Origin of the sequence: uncultured Deefgea sp. (assembly GCF_947072475.1) — a bacterium.
Lineage (GTDB): Bacteria > Pseudomonadota > Gammaproteobacteria > Burkholderiales > Chitinibacteraceae > Deefgea.
Genome location: NZ_CAMTIA010000074.1, coordinates 1 through 11,189, shown reverse-complemented (window position 1 = coordinate 11,189; position 11,189 = coordinate 1). Strand labels below are relative to the sequence as shown.

Sequence of the window (11,189 nt, the reverse complement as noted above, 5' to 3'; positions counted from 1 at the left end):
TAAACCCCACCCCCGTGGCAATCGATAGGTTGTAGCCCATTAAATACAGGAACCACACGCCGCCGGTGAGTGCCAAGGGCAGCGTTGCCATAATCAGCAAGGCTTCATCAAAGCGTTTAAAGGTGAGATAAAGCAGTACAAAGATGATGAGCAACGTCGCAGGAACAACCAGTTTGAGCCGTTCATTGGCGCGTTCCAAAAACTCAAACTGCCCTGAATAACTAATACTAATCCCGGGCTCGAGTTTGACTTGCTCGCTGACGGCGCGGCGTAAATCTTGCGCTACGGATGCCAAATCACGATCTCGTACATCGACATATACCCAGCCGGTCGGGCGAGCATTTTCGCTTTTGAGCATTGGCGGGCCGTCGGTCACCAACACTTTTGCCACCATGCCCAGCGTAATTTGCGCGCCTTGCGGGGTTAACATTGGCAAGCTAGTGACTTTGTCGACGGTATCGCGCCATTCACGCGGATAGCGCATATTGATCGGAAAACGCGCCAAACCTTCAACGGTTTCACCGATATTGTCGCCGCCAATGGCGCTGGCAACCACCGCCTGCACATCGCTGATATTGAGCCCATAGCGTGCCGCTGCCGCGCGATCAATTTTGACATCGACATAGCGCCCACCGGTGAGCCGCTCGGCCAGCGCTGAGCTCACGCCCGGTACGGTTTTGGCGATGGCTTCAATTTGTAGCGCGATTTGGTCTAAATCATCCAGATTGCTGCCGGCAATTTTGACGCCAATCGGGCTTTTAATCCCCGTGGCCAGCATGTCGATGCGGTTACGAATCGGTGGCACCCAGATATTGGCCATGCCCGGTACTTTCACCGCATTGTCGAGCTCTTCAATCAGTTTTTTCGGCGTCATGCCGGCTCGCCATTGATCGCGCGGCTTGAACTGAATCGTCGTTTCAAACATTTCTAGCGGTGCTGGATCGGTGGCCGTTTCCGCGCGACCGGCTTTGCCCGAAACATGCGCCACCTCGGGGACGGTTTTAATCATCCGGTTGGTTTGCTGCAACAACTCGCTGGCTTTTTGCGCCGATAGTCCCGGCAAGGCCGATGGCATATACAGCAAATCACCTTCATCGAGCGGCGGTAAAAACTCGCCACCCAAATGCTGAATCGGCCACAGCGCAGTCAAAAAGACCAGTACCGACACCACGAGCGTGGTTTTGGGTTTGGCCAAAACAGCATCGAGCAGTGGGCGATAAATCCGAATTAGCCAGCGATTGAGCGGATTTTTATTCTCTTCAGGTAGTTTGCCGCGGATCCAATAGCCCATCAAAATCGGAATCAGCGTCACCGATAGCGCGGCAGCGGCGGCCATGGCGTAGGTTTTGGTAAACGCCAGTGGTGAGAATAATCGGCCTTCTTGCGCTTCGAGCGTAAACACCGGAATAAACGACAACGTGATAATCAGCAAAGAGAAAAACAGCGCGGGGCCGACTTCAACCGCCGCATCGGTCATCACTTGCCAATGCGCATCGCCTTTTAGCTCCTCGCCCGGATGGGCGTGTTGCCAAGCTTCGACTTTTTTATGCGCGTTTTCAATCATCACCACCGCAGCATCGACCATCGCGCCAACGGCAATCGCGATCCCCCCGAGCGACATGATATTGGCGTTCACCCCTTGATAGCGCATCACCAAAAACGCGATCAGCACGCCGATCGGCAAGGAGACAATCGCCACCATGCTGGAGCGAAAATGCCCAAGAAAAATCACGCAAACCAGCGCCACCACTAGAAATTCCTCGAGTAATTTAAAGCTGAGGTTTTCAATGGCGCTATCAATTAAATGACTGCGATCATAGGTGGTGACGATTTCAACGCCAGCGGGCAGGCTGGGTTTAAGTTGCTCTAGCTTGTTATGCACTGCCGTGAGGGTATCGCGGGCGTTTTTACCTGAGCGCAAAAGCACCACGCCACCGACCACTTCACCTTCGCCATCGAGCTCGCTAATCCCGCGACGCATCTCAGGGCCAAGCTGGATATGGGCCACGTCGCCCAGTAAAACTGGCACATTATTCGCCAGTTTGATGGGTATAGCCTTGAAGTCGTTGATGGACTTAAGGTAGCCGTCGGTACGTACCATCAATTCGGTTTCACCGGCTTCTAAAACCCCGCCGCCGGTTTCTTGATTGGCTTTTTCCACCGCTTCACGCACTTCGTTTTGGCTAATGCCAAAGTTGATTAACTTCACCGGATCCAGCACGATTTGATATTGCTTGACCATGCCACCGACAGTGGACACTTCGGCCACATTGGGTAGCGTTTTAAGCTCGAACTTTAGATACCAATCTTGTAAAGCGCGCAGTTGCGACAGATCATGTTGGCCGGTTTTATCCACCAATGAATATTGATAAATCCAGCCGACACCGGTGGCATCGGGGCCTAAGGATGATTTGGCTGACGCGGGTAAGCGGCTTTGGATTTGATTGAGATATTCCAAAACGCGCGAGCGCGCCCAGTACAAATCAGTGCTGTCGTCAAACAGCACATAAACAAAACTATCGCCAAAGAAAGAAAAACCGCGCACGGTTTTGACGCCGGGCACCGATAGCATGGTGGTGGTCAGCGGATAGGTGACTTGGTTTTCGACAATCTGCGGCGCTTGCCCCGGATAACTGGTGCGGATAATCACTTGCACATCGGATAAATCGGGCAGGGCGTCAATCGGCGTGGTTTTCACCGCCCAAACGCCCCAAGCAGTCAGAAAGGCCATCGCCAGTAGCACTAAAAATCGGTTCGCAACCGACCAACGTATAAGGTGAGCAATCATCAGTGGCCTCCTGATTTGGGGATGATCTGTAGACGTTTAAGCGCCAAGCCATCATCGGTTTGCTGCACTGTGGCGCGCACTTTGTCGCCGACTTTAAAACCTTTGAGTACCTCGGGGTTGCTCACCGGATACGGCATCGTCATGGCCGACATGCCGATGATTTTGAATGCCTCGTGCGCCAGCGTGACTTGCGTGTCATCCATGGCTTTAATGCTGGCGTTAGCTTCATCGATAACGGCGGCAGGCGTGCTGGTCGCGGCTGGCTCGCTGATTAGCTTGGTTTTGATGCCAGCTAAATTGGCTTCGGATTCAATCAAGAATTGCCCGCTAGCAACGATTTTTTGCCCTTCAGTTAAGCCGCTAGCGATGATGGTTTTGTCACCGACTTCAGCACCGAGGATGACTTCAACTGGCTCAAAGTGATTGTCCGCATTAAGCCGCATCACCAGCGCGCGTTTACCAGTGCGAATCACGGCTTCTGTTGGCACCACCAGCGCTGAGTCGGCTGAATGAGCGGCAAGTTTGACTTGCGCCGACATGCCGGGGCGTAAACGGCCATCCCGATTGGCTAGCTCAACGCGCACTTTGATGCTGCGGCTGGCGTCATTTAAGCTCGGCAAAATCGCGGTGATTTTGCCGGTGAGTGCTACGCCGGGAAAAGCGGCCAAGGCAATGTCGGCTTGTCCGCCGACTTGAACCCAAGTCGATTGCGCTTCGGGAACGGCAACATCCAACCACACCGAGCTAATGCCGTTGATCGTGGCCAGTGTTTGCCCTGCTGCCAGCGTCATGCCGCTGCGGACTGCGAGCTCTTGAATCACACCAGCTTGGCTGCTGCGTAGCGTTTGGCGGGCGCTGATTTTGCCGGTTTTTTCAACGTTCGCAATCAAACTCGCGGGCATGCCGGTTAAGCGCAAACGCTCGCGAGCGGCACTGATTAAGCTGGCGTCATTGCTGCTGCGAATGGCCAGAAACTCATGCTGTGCGGCAGTCCATTCGGGCATGAGCACTTCGGCCAGTGGTTGGCCAATGGCAATAATATCGCCCGGCGCCAAGGGCCAAACGCGTTCAACAAACCCCGCGCTGCGCGCTTGCTCAATGGCGATGTCGCGCTCATTAAACGCCAGTATCCCGCTGGTATCGATGTGCTGAGCAACCGATACGCGCTCAACCACGGCGGCGCGCATGCCGGTGTTTTGTAGCGTTTGCGCGTCGATTTTTACGCCAGCGGTGTCGCTACTGTCGCCAGCGTATTTAGGCACCAAATCCATATCCATAAATGGCGATTTACCCGGTTTATCAAACTGCATATCGGGCTTCATTGGGTCGTACCAATACAGTACTTTTTTTTCTGGCTGGGCTGATACGGGCTCGATCTGATGGGACGAGGCGCTCATTCTGCCGCCAACGACCCCAAGGCCGAGCAAGGCCGCGCCGATGGCGAGGGCGATGATGGTTTTTTTGGTATTCATTGTGCTGCTCCTGCCGCATTGGCGATGCGATTGGTGTAGGTAAAGTGCAAACGCGCTTGCAGTTGCTGCAGCTCGCCCTTTACCGCGATGGCTTTGAGCTGGGTGTCGAGCCGATCACGCCGCGCAGTAATCACTTCACTCAGTGCGGCTTTGCCACTTTTCCACGCGCTTAAAGTCAGGCTGATTTTTTCTGCTGCCAAGGGAATCAGCGTGCTTTGATAGCGTTGATTGGCTTGTTGCAAGCGCTGTAAATCGGCGATGTCGTTGGCTAATTCAGCGCTGCGCTCTCGCAGTGACGCTTCGCGTTCGGCGTCGAGCGCGGTTTTTTCTGCCACTTTGGCGGCAATCATTGGGTCTTGTCGTTGGCCCGAAAAAATCGGTAAATCAAAGGAAAATTCCAACATCACTGAGTCGTCATCATGCGGATTGCGCTGATATTTGAGCTCAACGCCCCAATCGGGCGTTTTGCCGGCGCGCGCTTCAGCAATTTCGGCGTTGAGCACATTGCCTTTGGGGTCAAACGCGGCCAGCTCCGGGCGATTGGCGAGGTGATTTTGCAAAGCTGGCGCATCAATCTGAAACGTTGGCATCAGTCCGCTTACGCCTTCATCTGCGGCGGCACCCACCCAACGTTTGAGTTGCGCCATGGCTTGTGCGCGGCGTGCGCTGAGTTCATCGCGCATTTCGCCGAGCCGGGCTCGCTCTTGTTTGGGCAAAATTGTGTCGCTAATGCTGCCTTTGCCAGACGCCAATTGCGCTTGAATCACTTGGCTAAAAAGTTGGTTTTCGGCTTCGAGAGAATCAATCAAACTCAGCTGTTGCTCAACGCTGTATTGCGCAATCCAAGCTTGGGCGGTGTCTCGCGCCACATTTTGCTGGGTGATTTTATTGTCCATTTCGCTAATGGCGATGCGCGCATTGGCCGCTTGAACACGGGCATTGCGTTTATCGCGATTGGGAAACTCCTGCATCAGCGCGACAGTTTGCATTGTCATGCCATTAAAGCTGGGGTTAAACCGATCGGGGCCCGAGACGGGTAGATTATCAATCGCTAGTTTGATTTTTGGGTCGGGCAATTCGCCGGCTGGAATCGCCAATTGCTGCGCCGCAGTGATTTGCGCATGGCTGGCGCGAAGTTGCGGCGCATTGGCAAGCGCCAGTTGTTGGGCGGATTCAAAGGTTACGGCAATAGCGCTAACAGGGATGCAGCTGATCAGACCTGCTAAGCACATTTTGCTTGCAAGGTGCTGGCACGAGAAATGTCTCATGGTCTAACTCCAAATCAATTTGCTGGCTGCAATCAAGCAGCGAGCACAAACCCTCATGCCCGATAGGAATATCAGCGAGCAAGAGGACCTTATTTAGATGGAATTAGCTGTGCTGTGGCGGACGCCAAACATTGGATGGATCAAACGACGCCGGAACGGCGTGCAGTGTAGGGGTGTAGATTGCAGTAAAAAAGAGCTGCGGCTTGGCCAGTGCTAAATCGAGTACGCCAAATTGGCTCGATTGGCAGTCGACATTGTGTTGACAGCTCGATGGGGATGTTTTCGCCGCGGCTTGCTCATCGCAACATGCGGGCATTGCTTCATCGCAGTCTTGCATATGCTGCATTTGCTGCGCTTGAACGGGCGAACTCATCGTTTTCATCATGCAGTGCGAATCTTGCGGCCGAGCATTGGCCCAGCCTTGAAACGCAATGGAGATAAAGAAAAGAAGATAGAGAATGCCACGCATAATCGGCAGTATAGGTGAGTCATGCCCATGCTATTTGAATAAGCTCTGGTTTTATGATGCGCATCAAATTCATTGCATTGCATCGATGGTCGCGTCAAACGATTTAACTCGGGTTTTTGCGGCATTCGGCGCGGGGGGAAGATGTTTTATGTCTGATAGGCGTGGTACTTCAATATGTAATCTGGACATGTCTTAAAAAAGGTAATGTTAAGATTTGGTGTTGATGCTGTGCCGCGCTCGTCGAGCTGGGGCTTAAAAATCCCGTCTAAGCGCACCGAGTGAGGAGAGAGACAAACAGTTTTATCGTTTGGCTCACGATCGATCGAGAGTACAGCGGAGCTGGGCGCGCTCGGGTCGCCTTCTTTTGCTTACTTTTCTTGGCGAAGCAAGAAAAGTGAGTCCCCGTCGCGGACTGCGACTGTAAAATAATGTGCCGCAGGCACTTAAACAAAAAAAGCCTTAAGGATTTGGTGTTGCTCTGTAGCTCTTTTATAGTAATGCTTATAGCGCAATACCCAACAAAAAAGCGAAACCTCAGTTTCGCTTTTTTTGTTTGCATCATCTTTCCTCCGAGTATCAGGCCACCTCGCAGCAGCAAGCGCGAGGCCGCTTGATCGATTTATTCAGTCAAACCATTGTGGCGTAGCAGCGCGTCAATCGCTGGTGCGCGGCCACGGAAGGCGGCGAACGATTCGGCTGCTGGGCGTGAGCCGCCGACGGCTAAAATTTCTTTACGGAAACGTGCGCCGACTTCGGCGTTGACCACGCTGCTGCTGGTTTGAGCTGCGGCTTCTTCAAATGCCGCGTAGGCATCGGCGCTTAACACTTCGGCCCATTTATAGCTGTAATACCCTGCGGCATAACCGCCAGCAAAAATATGGCTAAATGCTTGCGGGAAGCGGTTGTATTCCGGCGGCAAAGGCAGCGCCAATTCTTGCTGCACGGCTTGCGCAAAGGCGCTTAAATCACCGGCAGAAACGGCTTCCGATTTTTGGTGCAAAGCCATATCAAAAATCGAGAAATACAATTGGCGTTGCAAACCAGAGCCGCTGTGGAAGTTTTTCGCCGCCAACATTTTATCAAACAGTGGACGAGGTATCGCTTCGCCCGTATCTGTGTGATGCGTCAGCGCCGGCAATACCTGCCATTCCCAGCAGAAGTTTTCCATAAACTGGCTTGGTAATTCCACCGCATCCCATTCCACGCCGCTAATGCCCGATACTTCCAATTCATCGACTTCAGTTAGCAAATGATGCAGCGCATGGCCCATTTCGTGGAACAAGGTAATCACATCATCGTGCGGCAACATCGCGTCTTTGCCATCCACGCCGCTGGCGAAATTACACACAATCAGCGCCACTGGCGTTTGCACGGTACCGTCGGCCTGCAATTTACGGCCGCGTACATCATTCATCCACGCGCCGCCTTGCTTGCCTTCGCGGGCATGCAAATCCATATACAGGCCACCGACCAAACTACCGTCGTTGTTTTTGAGATCAAAATACCGTACATCGGTATGCCACACAGGGGCTTGGCTAGCAACGAACTGCAGGCCATACAACTCAGAAATCAATTTAAATAAGCCAGTCAGCACTGTTGGCTCGGTGAAGTATTGTTTTACTTCTTGCTCGCTAAACGAGTATTTTTCTTCGCGTAGGCGCTCAGATACCAAGGCCACATCCCAAGCTTGCAGCTTTTCAATGCCAAATTCAGACTTGGCAAAGCTTTCGAGCTCGGCGCGATCAGCCAGCATAAATGGCTTGGCGCGTTGCGCCAAATCGCTCAAAAAGTCGATGACTTGCTGTGGGCTATCGGCCATTTTGGTAACGAGTGATTCTTCGCCAAAATTCTTAAAGCCCAATAATGTCGCCGCTTCTTGGCGTAGCGCCAAGATTTCTGGGATTAACTTGCCGTTATCCCACTCGGCTTTGCCAAATTCCGAAGCGCGGGTGGAATACGCTTTATAGAGTTGCTCACGTAATTCACGATTTTGCACGTATTGCATTACCGGCATATACGAAGGCATTTTTAGCGTGATTTTGTAGCCGTCTTTTTCATCCGCCTTGGCTGCAGCCGCCGCAGCCGATAGGTTATCGGCTGGCAAACCCGCGAGTTCTTCCGCAGTGACATACAGCGCAAAATCATCGGTGGCATCGAGTACGTTTTGCGAGAATTTAGTCGTCAACTCAGAGAGTTTTTCTTCGATATCTTTAAAGCGATCTTTTTGCGCAGTTGGCAATTCCGCGCCCGACAACACAAAGCCGCGAATCGCATCATCAATTACCGTTTTGCGCGTTGGATTCAAGCCGTCGTATTCGCGCTCTTTTACCGCTTTATATAAAGCGAATAGTTTTTCGTTTTGGCCGATTTCGGTAAAAAAGTTTGAAATCCGTGGAATATTGGCGTTATACACTTCGCGCAATTCGGGTGAATTGACTACCGATTCCAAATGCGCCACCACGCCCCAAGCGCGGCCTAGGTTTTCCAGCGGCGCCTCTAAAACACTCAAACTATCCCAACTGGCATCGCTAATTTGCTCGGCTTGGGCAATCGCCTCCGCCGCCGTTGCGAGCAAAATATCCAACGCCGGATTCACGTGTTCAGGTTTGACTTCGCTATAGCGCGGTAAATCGGCAAAATCGAGAAGGGGATTAGCTTGGGTCATGGTCGGTCTCGGGTAGAATGGCTTGAGTTGAAAGTTTGTAAAAAGCTTTTTACCACAGAGGCACAAAGACACGGAGAAAACCAATTTAAGGGTGGGGCGTTTGGTGCAAAATAAATCCCAAACTCGTCATTCCCGCGAAGGCGGGAATCCAGCTGCGCAGCTGGATCCCCGATAAAAACACTCGGGGATGACGAGTTTTATTTCGGAAAGTTATTTTCCCCCAGGCGCTAAACCTGCAGCTTACGTTTTTCCTCTGTGTCTCTGTGTCTCTGTGGTGGGTTTTAAATGTGCTTGCAGATCGCAAGTTTGATCATTATTAAATGGGCGTGAGTCGCCTTAATTCAAGGAGTAATAATGTCGATTGAACAATTTGACGGTATCCACCCTGAAATCGGCGCCGGTGCATGGGTGCACGCGCAAGCCAGTGTGATTGGCGAAGTGAAACTCGGTGACAACGTCTCGATCTGGCCGGGCGCCGTACTGCGCGGCGATGTGAACCATATCCACGTTGGCAAAGACAGCAATGTGCAAGACAACAGCGTACTGCACACCACCCACAAACGCCCAGATGATCCGCTTGGCGCGCCGCTGGTGATCGGCGAGCGCGTCACCATCGGCCACGGCGTGATGCTGCACGGCTGCACCATCGGCAATGAATGCCTGATCGGCATGGGCACCATCGTGCTCGACCGCGCCATCATCGAAGACCACGTGATGATCGGCGCCGGATCCTTAGTGCCGCCGAATAAAGTATTACGCTCGGGTTATTTATATATGGGCCGGCCAGTGAAAGAAGTGCGGGCATTATCCGAAGATGAAATTAAGCATTTTGCCTATTCGGCAGCGCATTATGTGCGGTTGATGGGGAAGTATGTGGGGTGATGTTCTATGTATTGCTTTGTAGGCATTTATTTTTAAAGCCTTAAGAGCAATACATTAACTTACGGCTGGTTTTATAAGCTACCAAGAATTACTTTGGAGAAAATAGTGGCTGATTTAGAAAATGATGGTAAAGAAGCATCGGGTAGTGCTACTTATGTTGGTGTTGTTGTTAATAATCAGTCTGATTCAAATGAAGAGCATCCAGATATTTCTGCATTAAAAGCACTCTTCAAAGTAACGCTTGAAACACGAAACTTTGAAATCGCTATGTTGGTGCAGAGAAATAATTTCTTTATGATCTTTCAAGGGGTCTTACTAGCTGGGCTCATTCAATCTTCACATGCAAAGCCCGTCGTGAGTTTCATGGTTTGTTTTGCTGGTATGTTAGTTTCTGTATTCCAAGTGCAAATGGCTGCTGGGGCAAAATTTTGGCAGGAGTATTGGGAGCAGGCTCTTTTTGAGGTTGAAAATCGGTTATTGAAAAGCCTTGAGAAATGTGAACGTGAAATAGCACTTCATCTTTTTCATGACGATACATCAATCTATGAAAAGTATGTTCGAGAACGACTGAACTCACATGGCCATAGTTTTACCAACCGACTAATTATGAAAAGATATTCTGTGAGTCGAGTTCCAATTTATGTTTCTATTGGTCTTGCATTGATTTGGTTTGTATTAATTCTTTGCACGCTGAGGGGTTATCAGCCTTTTTCAATTCCTTCGTTTATTGTTGGATTTTAAATCGATCGCTTACTGAGGAGTGATCTCGTGGGCGACAATAAGCTAATCGTATTGCTCCGCATGAAAAACGTTAAATTAAAAACAAACCGCCGATTTATTCTGGCGGTTTGTTTTATGCGGCTGCGCCGCGTGTTTTTTGGTGCGCGTTCCGCCGCGCTGGCAGGAAGGGGGATTTGCTTCTGCAAACCCCCCTTCACCCCAAAGCAGCCCCCGGTATCTGCGCCGACTGCGTCGGTGCCCTCGCTGCGGACAATCGAGGCGGTTGCGCTCAAAACTCGGCCTGCGGCCTCAAACAATGAGCGCAAAAACCCCGTCCCGCTTGTTCCTCACTCGGCTGGATACAGGGGATAGAAAATCATGATTCCACCATGGATGTGCTTGGTTTCGTGCTGGTGCTGGGCTCGCCGTAGGGTGTGCAAATCTTTGATTTGCGCACGCGGACGCGGCGTTTATTACATCGCTGCTTAATCGAAGCACTGTAGGTACGATTAGCGAAGCGTAATCGTACGTATGTACCCATTCCTCCGATTTCGCTTTGCTCTATCGGAGCTACGCTGCTCGCCGTAGGGTGCGCAAGGTTTTATTTGCGCATCCGGGCTGCGCGTTAATTCAAACCACGGTTAATTTGAATCGCGGTTTTGGTGCGCAAATCCCTGTGGGATTTTCACACCCTACGGGGTATTGCTCTGTAGCATTTTATTTTTATTATCTTCAAGGCAATACATCTAACTATCATCTTGATCGTTGGTCTGGGGCTTGAGATTCCGTCTAAGCGCACCGCATACGGCGCAATTCGCGGTGCTCGTTGGCGTTCTACGTTGTGAAATTAAAAAAACGCCAGATCATTGCGTAATGCCGTTCACTTAAGCCAAGTGAACGGCATTTTTTATCTCCGTTACTTCGT

The 11,189-nt window shown here is 51.4% G+C and carries 7 protein-coding genes; 2 read left to right on the top strand and 5 right to left on the bottom strand.

What is annotated here, in order from left to right; all coding sequences use genetic code 11:
• The 5 genes from Q0V82_RS15345 to Q0V82_RS15325 all read right to left on the bottom strand — a co-directional run.
• A partial coding sequence (locus Q0V82_RS15345; protein WP_297577124.1) for an efflux RND transporter permease subunit occupies nt 1-2,788 on the bottom strand: 2,788 nt, incomplete at its 3' end.
• Entirely contained in the window at nt 2,788-4,260 is a 1,473-nt protein-coding gene (locus Q0V82_RS15340; protein WP_297577123.1) for an efflux RND transporter periplasmic adaptor subunit, read from the bottom strand. The genes Q0V82_RS15340 and Q0V82_RS15345, both read right to left, overlap by 1 nt.
• Complete coding sequence (locus Q0V82_RS15335) at nt 4,257-5,528, bottom strand: TolC family protein (protein ID WP_297577121.1); 1,272 nt, start codon at nt 5,526-5,528, stop codon at nt 4,257-4,259. Before Q0V82_RS15335 ends, Q0V82_RS15340 begins: the two co-directional genes overlap by 4 nt.
• 103 nt (nt 5,529-5,631) lie before the next feature.
• On the bottom strand, nt 5,632-5,901 hold the full coding sequence (locus Q0V82_RS15330; protein WP_297577119.1) for a hypothetical protein: 270 nt from the start codon (nt 5,899-5,901) through the stop codon (nt 5,632-5,634).
• A gap of 715 nt (nt 5,902-6,616) precedes the next feature.
• The gene (locus Q0V82_RS15325) at nt 6,617-8,662 is read right to left on the bottom strand and encodes a M3 family metallopeptidase (RefSeq protein WP_297577117.1); all 2,046 of its coding nucleotides are present in this window, start codon (nt 8,660-8,662) and stop codon (nt 6,617-6,619) included.
• A gap of 351 nt (nt 8,663-9,013) precedes the next feature.
• On the opposite strand from Q0V82_RS15325, the gene Q0V82_RS15320 reads away from it, so the two are divergent.
• Both Q0V82_RS15320 and Q0V82_RS15315 read left to right on the top strand, forming a co-directional pair.
• Nucleotides 9,014-9,544, top strand: a complete 531-nt coding sequence (locus Q0V82_RS15320) for a gamma carbonic anhydrase family protein (RefSeq protein ID WP_374758555.1) — start codon at nt 9,014-9,016, stop codon at nt 9,542-9,544.
• A gap of 105 nt (nt 9,545-9,649) precedes the next feature.
• Nucleotides 9,650-10,285, top strand: coding sequence for a hypothetical protein (locus tag Q0V82_RS15315; RefSeq protein ID WP_297577113.1), 636 nt, complete (start codon nt 9,650-9,652; stop codon nt 10,283-10,285).
• Nucleotides 10,286-11,189: the final 904 nt, after the last annotated feature.

Coding starts and splice junctions, on each gene's coding strand:
- Q0V82_RS15340 (WP_297577123.1), bottom strand. CDS start 4,260: ATGAATACCAAAAAAACCATCATCGCCCTCGCCATCGGCGCGGCCTTG.
- Q0V82_RS15335 (WP_297577121.1), bottom strand. CDS start 5,528: ATGAGACATTTCTCGTGCCAGCACCTTGCAAGCAAAATGTGCTTAGCA.
- Q0V82_RS15330 (WP_297577119.1), bottom strand. CDS start 5,901: ATGAGTTCGCCCGTTCAAGCGCAGCAAATGCAGCATATGCAAGACTGC.
- Q0V82_RS15325 (WP_297577117.1), bottom strand. CDS start 8,662: ATGACCCAAGCTAATCCCCTTCTCGATTTTGCCGATTTACCGCGCTAT.